Origin of the sequence: Bacillus cereus group sp. MYBK15-3, assembly GCF_051916765.1 — a bacterium.
Classification (GTDB): domain Bacteria; phylum Bacillota; class Bacilli; order Bacillales; family Bacillaceae_G; genus Bacillus_A; species Bacillus_A cereus.
Genome location: NZ_JBQAHG010000004.1, coordinates 95,873 through 121,991 on the forward strand (window position 1 = coordinate 95,873; position 26,119 = coordinate 121,991).

Genomic DNA, 26,119 nt, shown 5'->3' on the forward strand with positions numbered 1-26,119 from the left:
TCCCCCTTATTAAAAACTAAATATTCAATCAATTTTATCATTAGATTACAAAAAAAGGAATCATCTCTTTATACTATTCTATAACGATGCAAAAAAAGAACGCTTAGTCAACTAAGCGTTCCCTACTTTAAGAAGCCTTCTTCAAATCAATTTGAGCAAGTACTGGGTCGTGGTCACTTACACGTCCGTGTTCTTTCATAATGTTTGAGTTTAAGTGTACTGGGTCTACAATTGTGTGTGGTGCGATATTGTTTGTTACTAAAATATGATCTAACACTTGTGCATTTCCTTCATGAATGTACGTGTAGCGGTTCTCTTTCGGCACTGTGTTTAACATATCTTTTAAGATTGTTCCCTCTAGTGTTTTTAGTGGTTTAGAGAATTCGAAATCGTTCATATCACCTAACACAACAACTGGTGCATTTGTATTCTTTTTCTGAATTCCTTGCACGAAATAATTTACTTCTTGTGCTAACTGAATTCGTTTGTCTTCACTCTTTAATACGAGCGGCTGCACTTTTCCAAATGGCGTTGCATCTCCTAGTTTTGAGTTTAAGTGATTTGCAACGACAACAATGTTTTGTCCTTGGAACGTAAATTCTGCCGCTAGCGGTTTACGTGTACTTTCAAACAATGGATTTTCGTCTCCAATACGAACAACATTTTTATCAAGTAACTTCGGTACCGTCGCTAATTTCACGCGTGATGGATTATAGAAGAAGCCGACGCGAATATTCGCTCCTGGTGCTCCTCCATCTTGATTATTGTTTGGAGCGATTTCTACATACTCATACTTCGGTCCACGAATTTCTAGAACTGCATCAATGATACGTTTTGCGCTTAATGACGCATCTGTTGTACCGTCATTAATTGATCCGTTATTATCTTGCATTTCCTCTACACCGATAATATCTGGCATTTTTAAGTTGTATTTAATAGAATACGCTAACGCTTTTACTTTTTCATCTGTTGTTTCTTTTTTATTCGCTGAGAAGTTTTCAATGTTATATGTAGCAACCGTTAACTTATCAAGACGTGGCTGAATATTTGCCCCTACTTGCTTAAATCCACCATCCACTACAGCTGGCAGTTCTGTTATTGGAGAAATACGGAAAGAACCGTAATCATATCCTACTACCCCTGTTATATCTCCAGTAAAAGTATCTCCTACTTTTGCTACATAATCGCGAGGTACTTTTACAGAAAGGCGCTCTGGGTTTAATTGATTTTCATCTAATAGAGGTGTGCCATATTGTGTTACTATTTTATCTCCACCATTTTTTACTGTTACATATAAATTTCCGTTTTTCTGAGGTGTAATAATTTTTGGTGTTGGCATCGTAACACGCATACCTTCTATACTTTCATAGAAGTCGATTGCATCTTCATTTGGATCAAATAAACCAAATGCATCATTATCAATAATCTGGTCCGGGATTTTCACACCGTTTTCCCCAAGTACAATCGGTACTGGCAAAGATTGATCTTTTGCGATTACAGCAACGCGGCTCGCTTTAATTTCAGTCGTCGTTAAGTCTGTTTCAAATCGCTCTGCATATCCTGGTCCAACATATTCTTCTACTACTCCATCAACTTGAATAAGATCTCCTACTGCTACATTCGCATCTTTTTTATATACGTACATACCTTCTGAAGTAGCTGGGTCATTATCTGGCTGATTATCTTCTATATAAAAGCCGTTTTTATCAAGCGCTGTGACAACGCCTTCCACATTGTTTACTTTCTTCCCGTTGTAAGGAGACATATGTGATTTCCCTTGAATGTCATGAATACGAACTTGTTCATTATTTACGATAATAAATGAAAATGTCGAAATTGCTGAAGGAGTAAGTCCTTCTTTTTCTGCGATTGCTTTCACTACACTATTTTCATTCACTATAATTTGTCCATTATAACGAACACTTTTATTAGTAGGATTAGAGCCATCTAACGTATAGTAGATTGTTGCGCCTTCTGTATTCGTCGTTAATGTTACCGCTGTTCCTTTAGCAACTTCTCCACCGTTCGGTGAAGCTACTACATCGCTAACACGGTTTTGTCCTTCACCTTGAAACTTATAAGCTGTTACTGATTTTAGACCTGGGTTACTAAAATATAATTCAAGGGTCCCAGTCAAACTAACTTTCTTCCCGATATTTTCAGGGTGATCTTTTACATTCACTGCCGTTCTCACATCACCTTTCGGTAACTGAACGGGCATGATTTTGTCTGGATTCGTTTCGTTTGGCGAATCTGCAATTGCTACGTTTGTATCATCAAACTTAGCTGGATCCTTCGTATATTTAGAAGAACTTTGCGTATATCCAACAATATATCCTTCTACTATCCCCTTCGTTTTCCCTTGCTGCTTAAATACTTGAATTGCTTTTTCTACTGACATAGAAGCAGTTTCTTCTGCTTGCGCTAAAGTTCCAGTAAATGAAAGCAATAGCAAGAATGATAAAAAGACACTTAACAATTTCTTCACAGCCATTTTCCTCTCTCTATTTCATATTTTCTCAGCATTTCTATCATAACAAATGATTCGTTATATAGAACTATATTTCGACAAATTTTACAAAAGATTTATTTAATTTACAAGCTTTCAAACTATAATACAAAATAATAATTTTACACCTTCTACAAATACACTCTATAATGTTAGAGAGAGAAAACAGAAAATATCGACATTTAATTGGCATGTAAAATGGATTCATTTGAATAGGAGTGATTGGATGGAAGTGCAAACAGAAACATACCGCGCAGCTATGAATGGAACATTAGAACGTCATTTTTCAGATATGATTGCCGTTATACCAACTAGAATTACAATTGAGCAGTTAAAACAGCGACTAGAAACGATCGCTACTAAAGTTGATGATTTAAAAATTGTTTATAGTGATGAGACAAGCCCTATTGTTGAATTACATATGGGTGAAACAGTCATACCGTATGAACTGCATATTGATGAACCGAACGATCCAGAAGGATATAAAATGTACAATAGACAAGATGCTACAATCGTAGATCGTAATTTTGAAGATGCAGCTTTCGGCACTGAAATTTTCACTCGTACGCTATTTGTAGGCGATGTACTGGACTGCTTTTTCCAGCAGTTACAGTTCTTATGGAATCTCGCCCCAGATTTGTTATTTGTAATCGATTCAAGTGCAGCAATGAAAGTGATATCTAGAAGCTATATTGAATATCACGTTGAAAATGAATTATTACCTGACATTCCTGACTTATACGTTATTCATTCCGTTTATGAAGACGATAAAGAAGGCGAGCCTACGCAATATTGGTTTCATACACATGGTCTTTTAAGAGCAGGCGTAACTGAAATAGAGTTAATTATTCCAAATCGCATTTCTTCCTACTACGGCATTGGCGATCTCTTTCAAACATTTGCTAATAATGCCGTTGAGAATGGACAAGTCCCTATGAATGAGCCTATCGTTATCGCGCATAGTCAGCAAGGTTCTATACATACAGTCGCTGTTCCGTGGGAAAAAGGATTATCTTATATAGGGCATAAAACGTGTATGGACCAATTATCTTCAATCGAGGATGAAGAAGTGAAACTACAACCAATAGATGCACAAAATACATTCTTAGGCGGAATGGATGCCCGAGATGAATACCATCAATCTCCATCTGTTCTCTTATTCAAATTTAATACTTCAGGAGAATATATTGAAAGTTTTTTTAAAGAACACGAGGAAGCTACAGGGCTCATGTTCTATAAAACAAATAGTGAAACCGATCGTATGGCTTACAATGCGAAAAATACTTTTGGGTATTTCAGCAACATTTTTCAAATTGAAAAATCCAATGAAGAGTTTCGTTTTCTCGCTAAGTTTGGTGTTTCCTATGAAGAGGGTAAAAGCGAACATATGTGGTTTGAAATGCAACATATTACAGAAGACCTGATTCAAGGAATACTCATCAATGAACCATATTTTATAGAAGATATGAGTGAAGGAAATAGTTATCATTTAGATTTTGATAACTTAACAGAGTGGGTTATTTATGCAGGAGATGCTGTTATAAAGCCAAATAACTTATATATGTTTATTGGCGAATAAGTATTTTATATAATAAACGAAACGCCTTCAATATGATTGAAGGCGTTTCTTATAATTTATTGTGCGATTAATTCAGCATCTATTACTTTCTCCAAATGAGATAATACACGCTTTGCAGCTTCCTCACCTTGATTCATACAGTCTGGAAGTCCAGCGCCAGCATAGGAGCTACCTGCCACGTATATACCTGGCAACTCTTTCTCCATAAATGTTGTGAGCTGTTTCATTCGCTCGTTATGGCCTACTGTATATTGAGGCATCGCTTCTTTCCAGCGACTTACGATTGTAAACTCTGGATCCTCTGTAATATCCATCGTCTTCTTTAAATCTTCTAGTACGAGCTGAACGAGTTCTTCTTCAGTTTGTTCTACAACCGCTTCATCACCAGCACGTCCAACGTAACAGCGAAGGAGTGTTTTTCCTTCTGGCGTTGTATGCGGCCATTTTTTATGGGTCCACGTACATGCTGTAATGGTGTAATCGCTATTTCGTGATACGACAAATCCTGTACCATTAATATCACGCTGGATTGCAGACTTTTGGAAAGCAAGTGCCACATTCGCAACGGATGTGGATGGAATATTACGGAAGAAACGAAACTGCTTGTACTGAGCAAACATGGACGGCAATACTTTATGCGAAGTTGCCACTACGATGGCGTCCGCTTCTATTTCTTTTCCGTTACTAAGAGTAATTGTATAACCATCACCTTGTTTTGTAACTTTTTCAATGCGAGTTCCCTTTATTATCGTACCTTCATGCATCTTTGCTTCGAGAGATTTTACGATAGATTCTAAACCTGTTTTCACTGTTTGGAACATTCCCTTTTTCGGTTCAGCTTTCTCTTCTTTCGGAGCGAGCGTACGCATACCGAGTGAAATACTGCGATGTTTCTGCTCAATCTGATACATTTGCGGGAATGTTGACATTAAGCTCATTTCATCAATATCCCCTGCATAAATACCCGATAGTAACGGTTCTATTAAGTTTTCAACCACTTCGTTTCCAAGACGATGTCTGAAAAATTGTCCGAGTGATTGGTCAGATACTGGCTTTGACCTCGGCATTAATAGATCAAAACCAGCTCTTAGTTTACCAATTGGGGAGAACAGCCCGGAAAATAGAAACGGCGTAATTTGCGTTGGAATTCCCATCATTGATCCATTCGGCATTTTATGTAACCGATTGTTTACGAGGATAAATGATTGACCGGCTTGATTATTTACAAGTTCATCGCCAAGACCTAATTCTTTCACTAATCTAGCTGCACTTTCTTTTCGTGCTAAGAAAGAATCCGGTCCGCGCTCAATTGTAAATCCATCTTTTCGAACGGTTTGAATTTTTCCGCCAAGTTTACCCGATGCTTCTATAAGTAATGTATCAATCGGCAAGTTTTTTTCATGAATATTTTTTTGTAAGTTATACATTGCTGTTAATCCAGTGATGCCTCCGCCGACGATCACAACTTTTTTCCTCAAGCAGGCTCCCCCTTTCTTCTTACAGTACAGATTCTTTTTTCTTTAATACAACATCTGTTAAACAATCAATAAATGCGTCCGATGCATTTGGCATTTCTGGACGATAATATTTCGCACCAATTTCATCCGTTACAACTTTACACTCAAAGTCGTTGTCATATAAAACTTCTAAATGTTCCGCAACAAATCCAACTGGTGCATATACGAATGAAGTATAACCGTGCTTTTCATTTAGTTCTCTCGTTAAATCTTGTACATCTGGACCAATCCAAGGATCTGGTGTGTTTCCTGCACTTTGCCAGCCTACTGCATAGTTTGCTACTTCAGCTCCGCGCGCGATATAATCCGCTGTTTCATTTAATTGATCTGGATATGGATCGCCCATTGCAATAATTTTCTCTGGTAAGCTATGTGCAGATACGATTAATACTGCTTTTTCACGCTCTGCATCTGACATACCGTTATATATACCTTTCACTGCATCAACCCAGTACTGGATAAATTTCGGTTCTTTATACCAGCTATCGATGCCATGAATTGTTAAGTTTCCAAGTTTCTCAGCTTCTTCTTGTGCTCGTCCAACGTATGATTTCACGCTAAACGTAGAATAGTGAGGTGCAAGAACAAGTGCGATTGCATCTTGTATTCCGTCGTTATGCATATCTTTCACCGCATCTTCAATAAATGGTTCAATATGTTTTAAGCCAAGATACATATGGTACTCTACTTCATCTTGTACTTCATTTAAACGCTTCTCTAACTTCTTAGCTTGCTCTAATGTAATAGTAGCTAAAGGAGAAATACCACCAATTGCACGGTAACGCTCTGTTAAATCTTCCAGCATTTCAGGACTTGGCTTTCTTCCTCTGCGAATATGTGTATAGTAACGTTCAATATCTTCTTCTTTATATGGCGTTCCGTATGCCATTACAAGCAAACCAATTTTCTTTTTCATACAGCAATGCTCCTTTACTTCGCTAACTGCCCTTTAGAGTATTCATGAATAAATGTAGTTAAACGTTTTAATGTATCTGGATTTACTTCTGGGAATACACCGTGACCTAGGTTAAAGATATAACCCGGCTGTTTCATCCCTTGATCTAAAATACCTTTTACATGTTCTTCAATAACAGACCATGGTGCAAGTAAGAATGAAGGGTCCATATTACCTTGTACCGCCTTATGAACGCCACGTGCACGTGCTTCTTCAATCGGTAAGCGCCAGTCTAAGCCGACTACATCAAGCGGTAAGTCGTGCCACTCATTCACTAAGTGTGCAGCTCCTACGCCGTGCATAATCATTGGAACACCCATCTTACGAACTTCTGCAAAAATACGCTCCATTGCTGGTTTAATAAATACGCGATAATCTGCTACATTTACTGTTCCAACCCAAGAATCGAAAATTTGAACTGCTTTTGCCCCTGCGTTAATTTGCGCTTTTAAATATGTAATAACCATATCTGCTAGTTTATCCATTAAAGCAAACCAAGCTTTCGGCTCTGCATACATGAACGCTTTCGTATTATGGTAGTTACGAGATGGACCACCTTCAATCATATAGCTCGCTAATGTAAATGGAGCTCCTGAAAAACCGATTAACGGTACGTCTAACATTTCTGTCGTTAATAAACGAATTGTATCTAGTATGTACGGTACGTCATCTTCTGGATTGATTTCCCCTAGTTTTTCTACGTCTTGTAAAGAACGGATTGGGTTATCGATAACTGGGCCAATACCTGATTTAATTTCTACATCCACACCAATTGCAGGTAGTGGTGACATAATATCTTTATAAAGAATTGCTGCGTCTACGTTATACTGATCAACCGGCAATTTTGTAACGTAAGCACATAACTCTGGATTGTGTGTAATTTCAAATAAAGAATACTTTTCTTTAATCTTTCTATATTCCGGCTGTGAACGACCTGCTTGACGCATATACCATGCTGGTACATAATCGGTACGTTCCCCCCTACATGCTTTTAAAAATGTCTCATTTATAGTTCTTACCAAGACCCTTGCTCCCTTCCTTACCAATGCTTCGAATACGTTCGATATTTATCTTTTTTTACTATACAGCTTGTAAAAACAAAATGCATAATATTATGTACGTTGTTCATTAAATTGACACAAACATTCTTAAAAACGCTTACTATTTTCACAACATTCTTATTATAACACAGAGAAAAACTATGGTTTAGCTACTTTTGACTTTTCTCCTTCACGATTCGTTTGTGTATTATATGGTACAACGTAAAAGCTCGGTTTTGAAAATATGTTAACGAACTTTTCCTCATATTCCCCAGCACCATTTACAGTGCTAACATGCGTATGAATTCCGTTCTCCACTCTATAGATTCGGTACATAATTCTGTTATCTGGAAGTGGCGTCCAGCTTAATTTTGCTTTAAATAAACCGAAAGGGCTAAATGATAGTTTCATTTTTACATCTTCAATTTTGCGCAGCCGAATCGGAGCGCCGATTGTTTCCACACCTTCAGGCTTCATAAACTTCTCTTTATGTTCTACATTAGCCTTCGTTAAAATTTTCTTAAACAATTTTGTCGCAGATGCACTTTCTCCTTGCAATTGATGCTCCTTATCCGTACGGTCATAACCAATCCAAACAGCGCCTACTAAGTTCGGTGTATAACCAACGAACCACATATCTCTTGCTCCCTTATCGTCATTTGGCAATGAAGTTGTACCCGTTTTTCCAGCTAGCGCACCGTTATATACACCAACTCTCGCTGTCCCTTCCTTCACAACTCCTTCTAGCATTTTCGTCATATACCATGCTGTCTGCTTCGAGAAGATTTTCGTCTCTACTTTTGGAGATTCCCCAATGACTGCACCGTGTCTGTTTAATACTTTATCAATAACGTGCGGCTCGATAATATTTCCATTTGCTAAAAATGAACGATACATTTTTACAAGATCAAATGTTGAAACGCCATTTTTCAATCCGCCAAGCGCTGTACTTAAACCAGCATCTGCAATATGAACATTTCCTTTTTCTAAATATTGCTTTCCTTCTTCTACCCCTAACTCATTTAATAAAGAAACTGCCGGTACATTTGCCGACTCTAAAATCGCATCATACATCGTCATTTCTTTTGAATACTCATGATTATAATTTCGAGGTTCATACCCTTCAAAAGAATTTCTTTCATTCGTTAATAAAGAATACGGATTATACTTTTTCGTTTCTAGTGCTGGTGCATAAACGATAAGTGGTTTTAAAACAGATCCAGGCTGCCTTTTGGCAAAAACACGATTAAATCCTCTCGGGACGTACTTTCTTCCCCCAATCGCCGCTTTAATCCCTCCCGTACGATTATCCATTAATAAGAAAGCACCTTGCGCCCCCTCTTCTTTCCCAGGGAAATTCCTTGCATCTTGAAACTGGTTATATGCTACCTTTTGAATCTTTTCATCCATAGGTACGACAAACGTATATCCTCCGCGAAGTACTTCTTGATGAGACAATCCGTATAAACGAGCGGCTTCATCTATGACCATATCAATATACGGCATATATGCAAGCTCATTCTCATCTAAATTTTTATATAGAGCAATTGTCTTCCCTTGATAACGAACGCTTTCTTCTGCAGTCAAATAGCCTTGTTTATGCATAAGTGACAACACTAGATCACGGCGTTCCTTACTCTTCTCTGCAGAATAGTACGGTGAATATCCGTTTGGTGACTTCGGAAGGCCTGCAAGCATTGCCCCTTCCTCTACTGTTAAATCCTCAACATTTTTATTAAAATACAACTTTGCTGCCGCTTGAATGCCGTAAGCCCCATGACCAAAATAAATATGATTCATATACATTTCAAGAATTTGTTGCTTCGTATATTTTTGCTCTAATTGAAGAGAAATTGCGACTTCCTTCAATTTGCGCGTAAATGTTTTTTCACGAGTTAAAAAGACGTTTTTAGCGAGTTGCTGCGTAATGGTACTACCGCCCTCTACCTTCTCTCTAGCTAACGTATCTTTATAAAGAGCACGGAATATAGACGGATAATCAATCCCTTGATGCTCATAAAAACGAGAATCTTCCACCGCAACAAACGCCTGCTGCACATACTTCGGAATTTGCTCGATCGGTACGAGGTCTCTATTTTCTACGTATAATTTCGTAATTTCTTTCCCTTTCTGGTCAACGATACGTGATGAAGAGTGGAAAACGAGCTGCTTTTCATCCATCATATAGCCACCAGCTAACACGATAAGTTTATAGAGTACAATCGCTACTACGAACGTTGCGACGCCGCCTAATAAAGTCCACTTTACTTTCTTCATACATCGTCCTTCTTTCCAAATGATGGTACATTTATTATTTGAAAAAGAAGTATCTTTATGTATATAATCTTCGAAGTTTTTTAAGAGAGTTGATATAATAGAAACAAACTAGTAAGGGGGCATTAAAATGAAGGCTATTATTTCATACGAAACACCTCTAGAACAAGCACATTTCACTGCAAAAAATGATGAGAAAAATATGTTTTATAAAGAAAATACAGAAGAATCTGTAGAAGGCTCACTTCAGTATGACGTACTAGATGCTGTCGGTGAATTTAAAGGACAACCTGGCTATATCGTTTGTAACAATATTTCTGTAACAGACGAAGGTCGCCCTGTATTTGAAAACCGCTTTAAAAACCGCGCAGGCCTTATCGAAAACGAACCAGGATTCCAAGTGATCCGTGTTCTACGTCCATTAAGTAACGATACATATGTCATCTTAACGATGTGGGAAACAGAGCAAAACTTTAAAGACTGGACAGAATCACGTTCATTCGAAAACGCTCATAAAAAACGTCCCACGCAAGTAGAAGGAAAACCTCAGGCTCAAGCGCATCCACATGCGGAACAGCAAAAGAGTATTTTCTCTCGCCCTTCTTTTGTGACTACTTTTGATGTGTTAGTTTAATTTTTTTGAGTTTGGAGTTCGGAAACCGCGGTATGTGAAATTATATCGGCGATTCTTCGAATATATCAACGCAACTCGAATTATATCAGCGTTTTTCTGAATATATCGGCGCAACTCGAATTATATCAGCGATTCTTCGAATATATCGACTTATCGACAAATCATGACACAAAAAGGAAACACCATTACACACCGGTGTTTCCTTTTTCTTTGTACCAATTATATATACGAAGTGAATCTTTTTTTCTCATATGCTTTACTTCATAACCCCGCCCAGCTACCGCTACAAGAGTTGTACATAATTCATCCTTTCTTTGAAAATACGATTGATTATAACCTACTGCTTGAACATGTCTTCTTCGCATTATTCCTGTATATTTCGAAAAATTACGATATACAACCGTTAGTTGATTTTCTCTTAATTCATAACCGCCACTTTTATATCTAGCATACGCAAGTAACGAAAACACGATAAATAACGGTAAAATAAAAAATAACGCAATATATTGTTTTAAATATATACTTACGCTAGCAATTAGAACTGTGAGTATGATACTTATTAACCAGCCCATAATGAAATAACGACGCAACGCTGTTTTTGGTAAGTGAGCGATCTCCGCTTCAATTTCATAAGGTAACTCTAAATATGTGAGCAGGTGCTGTACATCTTTTTTCTTCATAAAAGGATGCAGCATCACTTCATTACTTGCTGCTCCAATACTGTGAATTGCTTCCACTTCAACAGCGCAATAACCAAATGGCTGGCGAAGCATACATTCTTTTACAGTAATCGCTTGAATTCGGTGCAATTTTAAGACAAACTCTTTCTTTTCAAATAACCCTTGAACGATACGAATTTCTTCCCCTTTTCGCTCAATTTTAAAGTTTGCATATTTCAACACATATCCAGCCGTGGAAATAATCCATGAAATTGCCATTAAAATTAATGCTATTACAATTAGTTTATAAACACCGTTTCCCATCACATACGCTTCTACTTTACTTGTGAATCCTTCAGGAAGAACAAAATCAAACTTTGTGTAAAGAAGTACCAGTCCAGAAAACACTAGTCCGAACCGACCAGATGTAATCGCTGCCGCTAAAACCTCTTTCGCTGTTAACTGATAAACCGTCTTGCTTTCTTCCTCTTCTATTTCTTCTTTTACAGTAGTTTCTTTCTTATGTAATAAAGAGATTAAATGTTTTGCCTCGTCTTCTTTAATACCAGCCAACATCACTTCTGGTTCACTACCACCACCCGCTACTTCTATATTTAACTTCATAAGCCCAAGCATCTGATAAATGACATTAGAAGACGTACTAACATTTTGCACACGTTCTTTATTTAAATAACTTTCCTTCTTTACAAAAACACCGTGCTTTATATGTAAAATATTATTCTCAATCCAATACACTTTGAAATACCATTTAATTGCTGAAAAAATAGCCATGATGAATAAAACAACCAGAAGGAAAAGATAAAATAAATACCAAGGTTCCACTTGTTCATCAGGTTTAAATAAAACAAGAATAATAAGTGGCAACAAACTCGCAACTCTAATACCTAACAATATCGTAATCGGATGTTGCCTCTTATACATCCTTATCACTCACTTTCGCAAGTTCTCCAATTTGTCTTTTTAGCTGTTCTGCTTCTTCTTTCGTTAAACCTGGAATACTATGAGAAGTTGCGGCTGTTGAAATGTGTAATTCTGCTAAATTATACTTTCTCATGATCGGCCCTTGCTCAATCGTTACGTGCTGCACACGGATCATCGGAATAAGTACGCGTTTTACAACGAACATTCCCTTTTGAATCTCAATCTCTTCTTCATTTAATCTGTAACTATAATAGCGCTGACGTAAATTTGGAAACACAAAATAATCAAGTGGAATAAATGTAATAGCTCCTGTTACTAATAGTCCAAACAACCAGCCCCACCAGTTAAAGTTAATCATAAAAAAGAAATACGCAATTACGACTGTTAGTATAACTGCCGCCCCAATTAAAGCGTGAATTCGCCACACTTTCAGCATATTAGAATGAATCTCTCTTTCTAACGGCTGCATCTCATCACTCCAATTCTATGAATTTATTACTTATATATTATCAAAAATAAGATTTCATATACATTTTTGTAAATTTATAGTCAAATAATAACATTTGAATCAAAAGCATATTAAAGAAAAACATACCTCAGTTTTGAAAATTATATATTATAAATATGAATTATATTGAACTAAAATAAACCTTACATGATTCATGTAAGGTTTATCGTTTTATACACAATATATTTCATTATTGTTGAGATATACTAGCATCGCTTTCAATTCGCTTTTCTTTTTGGCTCAGTTTTTTATCTTTAGATTTTTTTAATGTTAAAGTCATACCAATAAAAATAAAAAGAATTCCTGTTATTTGCATTAAAGTTGGACGGAATCCAGTAAGTACAGTATCTAATAATATTGCCACTGCCGGATCCAAAAAAACTAATATTGAGATTGTTTTTGTAGATAAATAGCGTAAACTATCAAAAAACAGATAATATACTATCCCTGTGTGAATAAAACCAGTAGCTATAATATATGTCCAATTACTTTGAGTGAGGCCACTAAAAGCATCTAAATCTATAAATGGTATTAAAAGAAATATCCCCAAGAATGTTTGTAAAAATGTCATTGCATACGCACTCATTTTGTTAATCCCTTTACCAAATAAAGTTGTAAATGCATAAAAGAGAGCTGCAAGAAATCCCCATATCATACCTGAAGACATTAATGAACCGACAGAGAAACTTCCATCGATACCAGCAATTAATAAAGCTCCTGCAAAACACACAACTATTGAAATGATAGATATGAATGTTAATTTTTCTTTAAAGACGATACTTCCAATTAACAGTACAATTACTGGTGCAAGATGATAAACCGAGATAGCAATTGTAACTGACATATTTTCAAAGGCTTTAAATAAGAAAACCCAATTAAATACTAAGAAAAAGCCACATATTAAAACTTGAATAACTTCTTTTCGTTCCCATTTATCTTGTTTATATTGCCCTGTAAGCAACCAGCATACACTTAAAAATATTGTCGCAAAAATACACCTTACAAACACTAATTCAAACGAAGGTAAGTTTGTTTGAACTGAAAAAAATCCAACTGATCCAAAGATAACCATTGATGCTATCATCTTTAAAGCCGGTACCGTTTTCTCTTGCTTAAAACTTTTTTGAAGCAAATTAATCCCCCTCCAATAAAAACTCGGTTTATAGTGAGAAAAACACCAGCCTAAAAAAGGACAGGTGCTTTTCCTCAAAAACACTCAATTATAAATTTTTCCCAGCAGTCCAACCACCATCAATTACAAAATTAGAACCAGTAATAAAGCGGGCCTGATCAGAAATCAAGTACTCAATACATGAAACAATATCCTGCGGCAACCCCCAAGTATCTAAAGATTGATTACTTTTTATCATAGACATCAAGGCTTTATTACTAAAGTATTCTTCTGTAAGTTCAGTTCTAATAACACCAGGAGAAATGCTATTCACCCTTATATTTTGCTTTCCAAATTCCATAGCCATCTGTTTAGTCAATCCGATTAAAGCATGCTTTGATGCAACATAAGCAGCTCGCTCTGGTTCAGCCATTAATCCAGAAACCGATGCTATATTCACAATACAACCTTTTATTTTCGATTCACACCATCGCTTAGCTACTTCCCTAGAAAGGATAAATGGGGCTACTAAATTTACATCAATTACTTTTTTAAACATATCATCGGATAAATGTAAAACAGGTGTTATCTCTCGAATACCAGCTGCATTTATTAATATATCAGGAGAAAGCTTTTCTAAATCTAATTGAGTAAAAAGATTATGAATCGCTTCGCTATTACTTAAATCAATTTGCACTACTTTCAAAGGCATATCTGTTTTCATATAATCTATTAAATTATTATTATTAATATCAAGCGCTATTACATGAAATGATTTTTCTAAAAAGTATTTTATACAAGCATGACCTATACCGCTATTGGCTCCAGAAATCATAATTTTTTTATTCTCTCTCATTTTGTCTCCTTATAAGAAAATGTTACTAATAAAATATCACGAAAAGCCTCCGTACTACATTCTGTTCCAAGTGGCGTTACGGCATGGAAGACCTTTTGTCCAAATACTAAAGTTTCTAAAGGCTCCTTCAAACTTATAAACTGATTAATTTCCCGAGGAGAATTAGCTATTAAATTATCTCCACCAATAGCTGTATTACTTAAATTCATAAGGTGTAAAAACACTACTGGTTCATCATCTTTATGTAACCAAATAGGTGAACTAAAAGATGGTCTTTCTTTAGTAGCTTTATATCTTACTTGATGTAAACCTATAATTAAGTCTTTACTTGTATCTATTATATTTGTTTTAAATGCAAATTCAGTATCGAAGCGCACGATATTTTGAATTAAAGGATTACATAAAAAGCTATCATTTATGCTATTGAACTGTCTAACTTTCCCGCCATCGTCATAGTTATATTCTTTAGATTGGAAGTAATCATTACTATTATCTAAAATATAATCTGGTGAATCAACATACTTTATATACCTTGAATAAGATCTAGCACGGCATTCACCGTATGCATCATCTTCCAAATTATAATAATCTAACTGTGCTTGTGTTAATAAACGATGATTCTCTTCCTCTTGTAAAAAGATTTCATTTGAGATTTCAAGGAATCCTTTAGATTCAAATTCATGTACCTTTTCTTCTATGCTAAAGCCACTCATTTTACTAAGAACAAACGTCATTATAAAAACCTCCACACTATTGTATTTTTCTATCTCACCCTATGTTAGAAATGCAATAAGTAACCGAGATTCTTGCTTAATAAAATTAAAAATTATGATATTCAATTAATACACCAAATGAAATATACGTAATTCATTAAAATTATTTATTAAGCAATATTATATATCCTTTTGGTTATTTTTTCTAATTATCTGAAGATTTATCAACATTAGTCTTAATATTCAAAAATAAAGAAATAGATTTTTCAGAAAGATAAAACTGCGCGTATTGCAATTATTTATGTATATAACTTTTTAAAAATTATATTTTAAATATAGCTAGTTTTTTATAAATTTTTTGATATAATTACATACGGGAAAAGGGAAGAACTTTGTCTTCCCTTGTGTTTTTATTTGCATCTAGTACTTTTGCTAGATGCTTTTTTTTATGCTAAAAAGGGTATCCTCAAATACTTTGAGGATACCTTTTCCATCAATTAGTGCAGTTCAATAATTGTACCATCTTCGAATACTTTGAATACTCCAGTAAATCCTGGTCCAGCTGCGCCTTCTATTTTATATGTCGTACGCACTCTAATTTGATAATATTTCTTTCCATTCTCCACTTGCGTATTCTCTAGCGTGTAATCATAGTCTTCTTTATATTCATTTTTAATATATTCTTTAGCTTTCTCAAAAGTAAATGCATTTTGTTTTTTTTCTGTCTCAGTTTTTTGATTTTTTTCTGCCTCTACCTTCTGATTCTTTTCTGTCTCAGTTTTTTGATTTTTTTCTGCCTCTACCTTCTGATTCTTTTCAGTCGCTAGCTTTTGATTTTTTTCTGTCTCTGCTTTTTGATTCTTTTCTGTTGCTACCTTTTGAGTCGTTACTGCAGTGGTTTTTTGTGCCTTCGTTGGTGATTCACTTTTTGCATTTTTTTCTTCTTCATTAATTTTAGTAACTAATCCTACCGCTTTTTTATTATATTCTTCAAGTTTCTTGTTATCTTTTGTTTCTGCAACTAGCTTATTTAATATCTCTCTTGCTTCTGCATAATTTTTCTTACTTATTAACTCTTCACTTTTCGTCAGTTGCTCGCTATACTTCTTTTTTTGTTCTAAGATGGCTAGTAATGCTGTCCGTTCTTCCTTCGCTTGTTTTATAAGCGTAGTATTTCCATTCTTCATGTTCTCTACTTTTTCAAATGACTTGATTGATTCTTCTATCTTTGTTTCTTCTTTTAACTTCACAGCTTCAATCATTGCTTTCGTTTGTTCTACAAGAACTTTTGCATCTGAATCATCTTTTTTCTCATCTAGCGCTTGTTCAAATGATGATAAGGCATTTTTATATTCTTTATTCGTTAACGCGGTCTTTCCTTCATCCATTGCTTTTTCAAAATTACCATTACTACATCCAGCTAACATTAAAAACGTAAGTCCAATTACCATTAATAACTTTTTCATTTTCTCTCCTCCTATATATCCCTAAAATAATAACAGCATATGTATAAAAGTCTGTGTAGTAATTAGACTGAAAGTAAATATGTACTACGTTGTGTGTGGGAAAGGAATTACATTTCATTTACTATCATTACTTAAAACTCCTAAATAGTTGGTTTTCTTCTTCTTTTAAGACAGAAAGGAGTTTTAATAATGTGCGTAAATCTCTCACCAGGCTCTTTACTACACACACTCTTATACACATAGAAAAACTATTTTTAGGTTGCTATTTTTTTAACTTTACATATTCTCGGTTGATTGATACGAACCTCATTTTGTAACATAACGAAAGACAAAAGAAAACAAACCGTAACATAAGTTACCGTTTGTAACGTTAATGTAATATAAATGTAACATAAGAATTTTGAACATACAATAGTTTTTTTACATTATTTTCCCCTATCTACATTTTAAGGTGCTACTACAGTGCTAAAACGATTTTCATCTCCCACCTGTTATTGGACTATCATCCTTTGAGTACTTTAGGAAATAGACTTCTTTCCTAAAGTACTCAAATTAATTACAAAGATAACTCTTTTTTCATCCAAACATTACGAAGACCTTTAATCTTTTACTTTCACATTAAATATATATAGCTAACTTTTTTGATATAGTCACATTAAGAAAATAGGGCAAACTTTGTATTCCTTTTTGTTTTTATTTGTATCGAGTTCTTTTGCTAAATACTTTTTTATTTGACATAAAAAAGGTATCCTCAATTACTTTGAGGATACCTTTTCACCTTTATTATCTCTGCTGTTTTCTACCTAATATGAGTAATCCAAAACTCATCATTACAAGAAGTGCTCCCATATATGGTTCCACAGGCATTTTCTGCCCTGTCTTCGGTAATTCTTTTTCAAGTTTCTCTGGATTCGGTGTTCCAGGCTTTTCTGGATTTGGTGTTCCAGGCTTTTCTGGATCTGGTGTTCCAGGCTTTTCTGGATCTGGTGTTCCAGGCTTTTCTGGATCTGGTGTTCCAGGTTTTTCTGGATTTGGTGTTCCAGGCTTTTCTGGATCTGGTGTTCCAGGCTTTTCTGGATCTGGTGTTCCAGGTTTTTCTGGATTTGGTGTTCCAGGCTTTTCTGGATCTGGTGTTCCAGGCTTTTCTGGATCTGGTGTTCCAGGCTTTTCTGGATCTGGTGTTCCAGGCTTTTCTGGATCTGGTGTTCCAGGCTTTTCTGGATCTGGTGTTCCAGGTTTTTCTGGATCTGGTGTTTCTGGGCCTGGTGGCGCTAAATGATTCAATTTGTTTAATACTTCTAATTGAACTGCATTTATCATTCCATTTGTAATTTCAAATGGAATTGGATTAGTTAATTTTTCATATCCTTTTGGTGCTTCTACTTCTACTAGTGTGTAGTTACCTACAGATAGATCTGTGATTTTTGCCTTTCCATCTTTATCTGTTGTTACTTTCACTACTACTTTTCCCTTTTCATCATGAACCTCAAACACAGCTCCTGATAAGACTTCCTTGCTTTCAGCGGCCATTTTTGTAATCTCCACTGAACCTTTGTCTAACTGTTCATTCTCTACTTGCAATGATAAGACTTTCGTCATACCTTTTTCAATTTCGAATGAAACTGGCTTTCCTAGTGGTTTGTATCCTGCTGGTGTTTCTACTTCTACTAACTCATACTTTCCAATAGATAAATCTAAAATGTCTGCTTTTCCTTCTTTATCCGTTGTTACTTTCGCAACTACTTTGCCTTTTGAGTCACGTACTTCAAATACAACATTTTCTAATGGTGCTTTACTGTCTTTATCTATTTTTGTGATTTCTACATTCCCCGTATCTACCATTTCATTTTCTACAGTGAACGCTAAAGATTTTGTCATACCTTTTGTAATTTCAAATGGTACAGGCTTTTCTAATTTTTTGTAGCCTGGTAAACTCTCTACTTCTACTAACTTGTACTTTCCTACTGATAAATCTGCAACTGTTGCTTTTCCACCTTTATCTGTCGTTACTTTCGTTACTACCTTGCCTTTGTCGTCTTGAACTTCAAAGACTACACCTGCTAACGGTGCCTTATTATCTTTATCTATTTTTGTAATTTCTACATTTCCCGTATCTACCATTTCATTTTCTATTTTTAATGATAGAACTTCTGTCATACCCTTTTTAATTTCGAATGATACTGGCTCTGTTAGTTTTTTGTAGCCTGGTAAGCTCTCTTTCTCTACTAATTTGTACTTTCCTACAGATAAGTCTGAGATTTTTGCTTTACCATTTTTATCTGTTTTTACTTCCGTTACTACTTTTCCTTGTTCGTCTTGTACTTCGAAGACTACGTCTTCTAATACTTTTTGACTATCTTTATCTACTTTTGTAATTTCTACTGAACCTTTGTCTAACTGCTCATTCTCTACTTTTAATGATAAGACTTCTGTCATACCTTTTTTGATTTCGAATGATACTGGTTCTGTTAATTGTTTGTAGCCTGGTAAGCTTTCTTTCTCTACTAATTTGTACTTTCCTACAGATAAGTCTGAGATTTTTGCTTTACCATTTTTATCTGTCTTTACTTCCGTTACTACTTTTCCTTGTTCGTCTTGTACTTCGAAGACTACGCCTTCTAATGCTTTTTGACTATCTTTATCTACTTTTGTAATCTCTACTGAGCCTTTGTCTAACTGTTCATTCTCTACTTTTAATGATAAGACTTCTGTCATACCTTTTTTGATTTCGAATGATACTGGCTCTGTTAGTTTTTTGTAACCTGGTAAGCTTTCTTTCTCTACTAATTTGTACTTTCCTACAGATAAGTCTGAGATTTTTGCTTTACCATTTTTATCTGTCTTTACTTCCGTTACTACTTTTCCTTGTTCGTCTTGTACTTCGAAGACTACGCCTTCTAATGCTTTTTGATTATCTTTATCTACTTTTGTGATTTCTACATTTCCCTTGTCTAACATTTCGTTTTCTACTGTTAAAGCAAGAGATTTTGTCATGCCTTTTTCAATTTGGAAAGTAATCGTATCTACTAATTGTTTATATCCTTTTGGTGCTTTTACTTCTACTAACTTGTATGTGCCGACTGATAAATTAGTAACTTGTACTTGTCCTTTTTTATCTGTCGTTATTTTAGCGACTACTTGTCCTGCTTCATCTTGAATTTCAAAGACTACATCAGCTAAAGCATCTTTATTTTCTTTATCTACTTTTGTAATTTCTACATTTCCTGTATCCACTAATTCATTTTCTACTGTTAGCTTTAGCGCTGTTACTCTACCCTTTTCAATTTCGAATGAAATTGGCTTTTCTAGTGGTTTGTATCCTGCCGGTGTTTCTACTTCCACCAACTCATACTTCCCGATAGATAAATCTGAAACGTTTGCTTTTCCTTCTTTATCCGTCGTTACTTTTGCAACTACTTTTCCTTTTAAATCACGTACTTCAAATACAACATTTTCTAATGGTGCTTTACTATCTTTATCTATTTTTGTTATCTCGACATTCCCTGTATCCACCATTTCATTTTCTACTTTTAATGATAGGACTTCGGTCATGCCTTTTTTGATTTCAAATGATATTGGTTTTTCTAATTTTTTATAACCAGGTAAACTTTCTACCTCTACTAATTCATACTTTCCTACAAGTAAATCTGAAACATTTGCTTTTCCATCTTTATCTGTCGTTACTTTTGTAACTTCATTATCCTTTTCATCTTGGACGATGAATGTTACTCCCGCTAACGGTGCTTTATTATCTTTATCTATCTTTGTTATCTCTATATTTCCCGTATCTACCATTTCATTTTCTATTTTTAATGATAGAACTTCGGTCATGCCTTTTTTGATTTCAAACGATACTGGCTCTGTTAATTTTTTATAGCCTGGTAAACTTTCTTTCTCTACTAATTTATACTTTCCTACTAATAGATCTGAGATTTTTGCTTTACCATCTTTATCTGTTTTTACTTCCTTTACTACTGTTCCAGCTTCATCTTGCACTTCAAAGACTACGCCTTTTAATGCTTTTTTGCTGTCTTTATCTATTTTTGTAATTTCTACTGAACCTTTATCTAACTGTTCATTTTCTACTTTCAATGATAGGACTGTTGTCATACCTTTTGTAATTTCGAATGATACTGGATCTGTTAGCTTTTTGTAGCCTGGTAAACTTTTCGTCTCTACTAATTTGTACTTTCCTACTGATAGATCTGAGATTTTTGCTTTACCATCTTTATCTGTTTTTACTTCTGTTACTACTTTTCCTTGCTCATCTTGCACTTCGAAGACTACGCCTTCTAATACTTTTTGGCTATCTTTATCTATTTTTGTAATTTCTACTGAGCCTTTGTCTAACTGCTCATTTTCTACTTTTATCGATACAGCTTTTGTCATACCTTTTGTAATTTCAAATGGTACTGGTTCTGTTAGCTTTTTATAACCTGGTAAGCTTTTCGTCTCTACTAATTTGTACTTTCCTACTGATAGATCTGAAACGTTTGCTTTTCCATCTTTATCTGTTACTACTTTTCTTACTACTCCATCTTTCTCATCTTGGACTTCAAATTCGACACCCGCTAATACTGCCCCGTTTTCTTTGTCCACTTTTGTGATTTCTATATTACCTTTGTCAACCATTGCATTTTCCACTTGTATTGGGAATATGCCGTCCCCTGTTACATTTACTTCGAACTCTGTTTCTTTTAATTGGTATCCTTCAGGTGCTTTCGTTTCTTTTAAAATATATTTTCCTAGTGCTAACGGTTTAGAGGTTGCCTTACCATCTTTATCTGTAACAATATGTTCGACTACTACACCGTCTTTTACTATATCAAACTCTGCATTTGCTAATGGTTTCTCACCATTTTCCGAATCAATTTTCTTTACTTCAATTTGACCCTTTTGCACAGTATTTTTAATTTCAATTGTTTTTGTTTCTCCAGCTTGAAGTGTAACCTCTACTGGGCTTGTTAATTTTTGATATCCTTCTGGTGCTACTGTTTCATAAACTTTATACGTCCCCGGAGCTAAAGTTTGAGGTACTGAAAAACCTTTTTCGTCCGTTGTCAGTTTTGCAACAACTTCATTTGCACTATTTCGAACTTCAAATTCGGCACCTTTTAACCCTTTGCTCGGATTCTCAGAATCTATTTTATGAAGCGATACTGTACCATCTTTTGGAGCTTCAGGCGGCGTAATAGTTACTTCTTTTGATGTTAATGTTTTATCATCAAAATGTAATTCTGCTTTATTAGGAATCTTCTTATCTACGTAAGAAGATAAGTCTGCATTATTTTTAATTTTCGCCTTGATACTAAGATTAATTATCTGGTCTTCATACGACTTATAATCAAAATTCTCACCAAACGTAAATGTTACTTCACTTCTTTGTTTATCTATATTTAACGTTCCTTTAGAAGTAATATCTTGGCCATTTTGATCATACACTTTTGCCTCTAATACTTCTAAAACATCTTCTAAATCATCACTAATTACCATTGATGTGTATTTAGGAGGATCGTTTGGTATATGTGTACCAACTTGATATTGAATAACTTGATTCATTTGTGTTAGCTGCTCATTCTCTACAAGCTTGCCATTCTCATCAACTATATTTTTTTCAATGCTAGGTGGATTATCGTCACCTGAACCGGATCCTCCCCCACCACTCACAAATACTTGTCCTACTTTTTCTTCAGTTTTAATATTTTTACCTTCTAATTTCACAGTATTTTTATGAGGTTTTGCAGCAGGATTTGTAACCTTTGTTTTATATCTTAAAATATAGCCTTTTGAACTGTCTGGAAATTCAATTGTAAATCCAGTCTTTGTTGCATTTATTTTAATGTTAGATAAATTTGCTGGCTTAATATTTGTTGGTGCATAACCATCTTCAAATACAGCCTCTTCTAATAATACGCTGTCTGTAATTAACTCATGCCCAGGTCCTAATGTATCTGTTAATTTAAGATCTTGCATTTCTGTTCCAGTTGCATTTACATATACAAGCCAATCAGCAATAGACGGATCTTCTTGATTATAAGAACCCCATTTCAATAGATTTTCCGTATTGGGTTGTGGCTTCGGTCTCTCTGTCGTATTACTTACATTTACTTCTTTATTTACGATTTGACCATCAACGTTAAATTCTAATGGAATTTCTTTAACACCATCATATGCTTCTAGACCAAAGTAGAATTCTACGAATAAAGAACCTTTAATGTTGTTCTTTCCTTCTACGTAATCACCCATAGTACACGTTAATAGACCCTTTTTCATCTCACATGTACCAACTGTTTTTCCTTCAGCATCTTTTAAAGGAAAACTCATATTCATAAGGTCTTTTCGAAACTCTTTTGGCATATCAATTGTGAATTGATCTCCACTTTTTATTTTTTCTTTAGCTGACCACTTCACTTCTACTTTCATACCATCTGAGGCTTGATATGGTTCAGATGTCGTGCCATCAGTACGGGAAATATTAATTTCGTCCACTGGACTTTTCATCACAGCAGCTTGAATAACTGGAGCCCACACATTCAGCACTGAAAATAATACTAGAAAAACTAATGAAACCATTGAAATATGTCTTTTAGTACTTTTCATTTGCATAGTTCCCTCCTAAATTTTTATATTTATATAACAAAAAAAGATCGTCCGGTTGCATCAAAAATGTGCAACCAGACGATCTTAGTAACCAATATGTATTACCGTAGACTCTAAGCTTTGCGGCCTATCCTTTCGAATAGTGTGCTAAAAATATCTTTTATTCTTTTTTTGTTTCATTTTCCTCTTAAACCAAATATTACTATACCGTCTGGACGGTTATAATTCAATACTCTATAAAATTGTTCTATTTTTCTAATAAAAAAAATAATTCACCACTACATTAAAGAAGCAATGGTGAATTTTTTTAAAATTATATAGTTCGCATATTCTATTTATATGAATTACTAATAAGAGCTTGAATTACTTTTTCTCTTAACTCGGGGCTTAGTCTTCCAACCCCTAAATATTCCGAATACCATAATCCATCTGCTGCTAATCTAATAATTGTTGCACAAACTGAATCTATCTCATCATTCTCTATATTCTTTTGCAGTTGCTGAAATGATTGTTGTAATGGCTCAAGTAATTCAGGTTTTAACATGAGTGCTGCCATCATACTGCTAGACAACTCTTCTGTTCTTCTCTCATTACTTAATCTTTCCTCTACAAAAGAGCGAACCCATCTCCCTTTCCTCTCTGAGTCTTCCGCTACTTTATTGTAAATGGCCCCTTCATAATCCTCTACCCCTCGGACTATCATACCTTCTATTAAAGCTTCTTTATTTGAAAAGTGATACAATAATCCACCTTTGCTTAAACCCGCCTCTTTTGCCACTGCTTCCAAGGTTAATTTAGCAACCCCTTTACATTGTACAATTTGAGAAGCGGCCGTCAAAATCTTTTGCCGCGTTATGCTTATACTCATTCCTTTTTAAAACCCCATTTCTACTAAATTTATATAAATACGAATCTTATTTTTAATATTGTTGATTACTACTAAGTATTTTCTTTATACAACAAAAGCTTCATTACCTTTGAATTTTTAGTTACTTATTCTATTAAAAATTTCCATATCATTCAATATGATAACATTAAATATACAAAGCTGACTATACATCTATACTTTTGTATTTATTGAAAATATATCCATTAATAAAATTTACCGATTTATTCCTTCTTATTACTTTAAGACAGCATTAATTCTTTCAGTACTAAATAAAAAATGTTATTACTCCCATTAAATTGAGTAATAACATTCTACTTAACAAATTCGCTGCCAACTAGCATCCTTCACATCTTCACTAGTCGGTTTTCTAACTGATCCAATAAAGTGAAACTTTATATCCGCAACATGGACAGGTGTATTTCATTTTGTCACTCCATTATTAACTTGTTTTCCCATATATTCCGACTCACAAAGAATGTAACAGCACAAATCATAGTTATCCCCATGAAAAATGTATTAGAATCTTCATATGTAGTTGGAATGCCTACCGTTACGAAAACAATACTAAAAGCTAAAAATAGATATAATAATAAAGATATAATATAGCTTAGTTTAAATCGTAAAATGATACCTCTAAACAATAGCTCACCAAGTAGACAGCCACCTAAAATAATAGGTACTCCGAAATACAATGTAAGGACTCCCATTTGCGCAGTAGATTGAATTATCTTTCCAATTATGTTCGGCGAAACCAGCTCACTATCGTTTCCCATCCTATCATATAAATCAAGTGCTGTTGCTGAAATAAAGAAACTTAATATAGAAAATGAATACGGTATTAAAAATTTGCTCACTCTCATTCACCTCGCTTTTTTCTTTACATATATTATTCATTATTTCCTATCATTTTTACATAAAAAAATAACCCTCTATGATAAAACATAGAGGGAAGCATTTCTATATAAAAATCTATACCTTATCCTGAAGTGAATCCCGAAAATAGGACAAATATCAAAACACCTAAACCATTTGCTATCTGCTCCCTACATTCTTTAGGGTAGATAGTTTATATGTTTTATTAGAAAGTAGTGCCTTCTTTTTTATAATATTCTTTTGAAATCTCTTCATAAAATGCGGCTGATGTCGCGTAGAAATAAGGTGCTAACCATAAGAAACCGATTCCTACAGTAAGAATACTTAAAATGAACCAACCTAAGAAACTTAAGCATAGTAAAAAGTAATCCATTTTATGTCCATTCATCATATGACGACTCTCAGTAATCGCTTGATTCGCTGTATATTCTGGATGATCATTCAAAATAAAATATGTCATAGAATAAGAAAATGATTTAATAATACCTGGAATAATAAGAAGTAATGTCCATAGAGTCAAGTATACATACATTAGTAAATATGTTAAAAACGACTTTATCAACTTACTTCCATCGCTAAACCATCTAAATATATGACCAATGCGAGCATCAGTCCCACGAATTGCATTTAAAACAAGATAATAGGCACCTATTGTTAATGGACCAATAACAAGCATTACTATAATACTTACTGTAAGTGAATCACTTGCTTCTTCCCAACCCCAAAATATCGAGAAAATACCTGTTGTTAGCATTTCAACAGCTCCAATAAGGATTCCAATTAATAAGGTTGCCCCTACCGCTAATCCCCATCTTCCTTTTAATGCATCAAGTGCTTCTCTTTTCAACTGACTTATCATATATAACCTCCTAATACTATTTATATTTTAGTATACCATTTATATCAAAAACCCCATAGATTTCCCTTAAATAGAAGCTAATTACCTTTTTTCATATACTGTAGTTGTACTAATATATGGATTAAACCAATCTTT

Annotated in this window: 17 protein-coding genes and 1 riboswitch; of the genes, 2 read left to right on the plus strand and 15 right to left on the minus strand. The window is 34.6% G+C overall.

Annotated elements, in window-relative coordinates:
• Positions 1–127 precede the first annotated feature (127 nt).
• Positions 128–2,494 (minus strand): DUF6359 domain-containing protein, encoded by a 2,367-nt coding sequence (locus tag ACTFR8_RS17910; RefSeq protein WP_252209856.1) that lies wholly within the window; start codon positions 2,492–2,494, stop codon positions 128–130.
• Between the two features lie 241 nt (positions 2,495–2,735).
• On the opposite strand from ACTFR8_RS17910, the gene ACTFR8_RS17915 reads away from it, so the two are divergent.
• On the plus strand, positions 2,736–4,088 hold the full coding sequence (locus tag ACTFR8_RS17915) for a DUF4026 domain-containing protein (protein ID WP_252209854.1): 1,353 nt from the start codon (positions 2,736–2,738) through the stop codon (positions 4,086–4,088).
• A 56-nt stretch (positions 4,089–4,144) separates the two neighbouring features.
• On the opposite strand, the gene hemY is transcribed toward ACTFR8_RS17915, so the two are convergent.
• The 4 genes from hemY to ACTFR8_RS17935 form a co-directional block, all read right to left on the minus strand.
• On the minus strand, positions 4,145–5,566 hold the full coding sequence (hemY, locus tag ACTFR8_RS17920) for a protoporphyrinogen oxidase (protein ID WP_252209852.1): 1,422 nt from the start codon (positions 5,564–5,566) through the stop codon (positions 4,145–4,147).
• Positions 5,567–5,585: 19 nt separating this feature from the next.
• Positions 5,586–6,521 (minus strand): ferrochelatase, encoded by a 936-nt coding sequence (hemH, locus tag ACTFR8_RS17925; RefSeq protein WP_000726775.1) that lies wholly within the window; start codon positions 6,519–6,521, stop codon positions 5,586–5,588.
• A gap of 14 nt (positions 6,522–6,535) precedes the next feature.
• Positions 6,536–7,582: a uroporphyrinogen decarboxylase gene (gene hemE / locus ACTFR8_RS17930; protein WP_000252605.1), complete on the minus strand. Its 1,047-nt coding sequence runs from the start codon at positions 7,580–7,582 to the stop codon at positions 6,536–6,538.
• Positions 7,583–7,759: 177 nt separating this feature from the next.
• Positions 7,760–9,877 carry a transglycosylase domain-containing protein gene (locus tag ACTFR8_RS17935; protein ID WP_000756297.1) on the minus strand — a complete coding sequence of 706 codons (2,118 nt, stop codon included), beginning with the start codon at positions 9,875–9,877 and terminating at the stop codon, positions 7,760–7,762.
• A gap of 127 nt (positions 9,878–10,004) precedes the next feature.
• On the opposite strand from ACTFR8_RS17935, the gene hmoB reads away from it, so the two are divergent.
• On the plus strand, positions 10,005–10,508 hold the full coding sequence (gene hmoB, locus ACTFR8_RS17940) for a heme-degrading monooxygenase HmoB (RefSeq protein ID WP_100619683.1): 504 nt from the start codon (positions 10,005–10,007) through the stop codon (positions 10,506–10,508).
• A gap of 185 nt (positions 10,509–10,693) precedes the next feature.
• Here hmoB and ACTFR8_RS17945 read toward each other — a convergent pair whose 3' ends face one another.
• The 10 genes from ACTFR8_RS17945 to ACTFR8_RS17990 form a co-directional block, all read right to left on the minus strand.
• On the minus strand, positions 10,694–12,109 hold the full coding sequence (locus tag ACTFR8_RS17945; RefSeq protein WP_000278148.1) for a PH domain-containing protein: 1,416 nt from the start codon (positions 12,107–12,109) through the stop codon (positions 10,694–10,696).
• A complete protein-coding gene (locus ACTFR8_RS17950) occupies positions 12,102–12,578 on the minus strand; it encodes a PH domain-containing protein (protein ID WP_001182722.1) in 477 nt (158 codons plus the stop codon). The genes ACTFR8_RS17945 and ACTFR8_RS17950 overlap by 8 nt, the downstream gene beginning before the upstream one ends.
• A 229-nt stretch (positions 12,579–12,807) precedes the next feature.
• Positions 12,808–13,749: a DMT family transporter gene (locus ACTFR8_RS17955; protein ID WP_000939627.1), complete on the minus strand. Its 942-nt coding sequence runs from the start codon at positions 13,747–13,749 to the stop codon at positions 12,808–12,810.
• A gap of 88 nt (positions 13,750–13,837) precedes the next feature.
• Positions 13,838–14,584: an SDR family NAD(P)-dependent oxidoreductase gene (locus ACTFR8_RS17960; RefSeq protein WP_144608338.1), complete on the minus strand. Its 747-nt coding sequence runs from the start codon at positions 14,582–14,584 to the stop codon at positions 13,838–13,840.
• Complete coding sequence (locus tag ACTFR8_RS17965) at positions 14,581–15,318, minus strand: 2OG-Fe dioxygenase family protein (RefSeq protein WP_000144819.1); 738 nt, start codon at positions 15,316–15,318, stop codon at positions 14,581–14,583. The genes ACTFR8_RS17960 and ACTFR8_RS17965 overlap by 4 nt, the downstream gene beginning before the upstream one ends.
• 476 nt (positions 15,319–15,794) lie before the next feature.
• The gene (locus ACTFR8_RS17970) at positions 15,795–16,763 is read right to left on the minus strand and encodes a hypothetical protein (protein WP_044584211.1); all 969 of its coding nucleotides are present in this window, start codon (positions 16,761–16,763) and stop codon (positions 15,795–15,797) included.
• Between the two features lie 783 nt (positions 16,764–17,546).
• Positions 17,547–23,369: a SpaA isopeptide-forming pilin-related protein gene (locus ACTFR8_RS17975; protein WP_252209851.1), complete on the minus strand. Its 5,823-nt coding sequence runs from the start codon at positions 23,367–23,369 to the stop codon at positions 17,547–17,549.
• A 60-nt stretch (positions 23,370–23,429) separates the two neighbouring features.
• Positions 23,430–23,522, minus strand: a riboswitch (cyclic di-GMP riboswitch).
• 172 nt (positions 23,523–23,694) lie between these two features.
• Entirely contained in the window at positions 23,695–24,231 is a 537-nt protein-coding gene (locus tag ACTFR8_RS17980) for a TetR/AcrR family transcriptional regulator (protein ID WP_009327226.1), read from the minus strand.
• Between the two features lie 449 nt (positions 24,232–24,680).
• The gene (locus ACTFR8_RS17985) at positions 24,681–25,106 is read right to left on the minus strand and encodes a hypothetical protein (protein ID WP_002098741.1); all 426 of its coding nucleotides are present in this window, start codon (positions 25,104–25,106) and stop codon (positions 24,681–24,683) included.
• A 224-nt stretch (positions 25,107–25,330) separates the two neighbouring features.
• The gene (locus tag ACTFR8_RS17990) at positions 25,331–25,984 is read right to left on the minus strand and encodes a DUF975 family protein (protein WP_000625397.1); all 654 of its coding nucleotides are present in this window, start codon (positions 25,982–25,984) and stop codon (positions 25,331–25,333) included.
• Between the last annotated feature and the right edge of the window lie 135 nt (positions 25,985–26,119).

What these genes read in the sequence shown, in the direction of transcription:
- ACTFR8_RS17960 (WP_144608338.1), bottom strand. Translation starts at nt 14,584, where the DNA reads ATGAGAGAGAATAAAAAAATTATGATTTCTGGAGCCAATAGCGGTATA.
- ACTFR8_RS17965 (WP_000144819.1), bottom strand. Translation starts at nt 15,318, where the DNA reads ATGACGTTTGTTCTTAGTAAAATGAGTGGCTTTAGCATAGAAGAAAAG.
- ACTFR8_RS17975 (WP_252209851.1), bottom strand. Translation starts at nt 23,369, where the DNA reads ATGCAAATGAAAAGTACTAAAAGACATATTTCAATGGTTTCATTAGTT.
- hmoB (WP_100619683.1), top strand. Translation starts at nt 10,005, where the DNA reads ATGAAGGCTATTATTTCATACGAAACACCTCTAGAACAAGCACATTTC.
- ACTFR8_RS17945 (WP_000278148.1), bottom strand. Translation starts at nt 12,109, where the DNA reads ATGTATAAGAGGCAACATCCGATTACGATATTGTTAGGTATTAGAGTT.
- ACTFR8_RS17990 (WP_000625397.1), bottom strand. Translation starts at nt 25,984, where the DNA reads ATGATAAGTCAGTTGAAAAGAGAAGCACTTGATGCATTAAAAGGAAGA.
- ACTFR8_RS17915 (WP_252209854.1), top strand. Translation starts at nt 2,736, where the DNA reads ATGGAAGTGCAAACAGAAACATACCGCGCAGCTATGAATGGAACATTA.
- ACTFR8_RS17980 (WP_009327226.1), bottom strand. Translation starts at nt 24,231, where the DNA reads ATGAGTATAAGCATAACGCGGCAAAAGATTTTGACGGCCGCTTCTCAA.
- ACTFR8_RS17950 (WP_001182722.1), bottom strand. Translation starts at nt 12,578, where the DNA reads ATGCAGCCGTTAGAAAGAGAGATTCATTCTAATATGCTGAAAGTGTGG.
- ACTFR8_RS17970 (WP_044584211.1), bottom strand. Translation starts at nt 16,763, where the DNA reads ATGAAAAAGTTATTAATGGTAATTGGACTTACGTTTTTAATGTTAGCT.
- ACTFR8_RS17935 (WP_000756297.1), bottom strand. Translation starts at nt 9,877, where the DNA reads ATGAAGAAAGTAAAGTGGACTTTATTAGGCGGCGTCGCAACGTTCGTA.
- ACTFR8_RS17910 (WP_252209856.1), bottom strand. Translation starts at nt 2,494, where the DNA reads ATGGCTGTGAAGAAATTGTTAAGTGTCTTTTTATCATTCTTGCTATTG.
- hemH (WP_000726775.1), bottom strand. Translation starts at nt 6,521, where the DNA reads ATGAAAAAGAAAATTGGTTTGCTTGTAATGGCATACGGAACGCCATAT.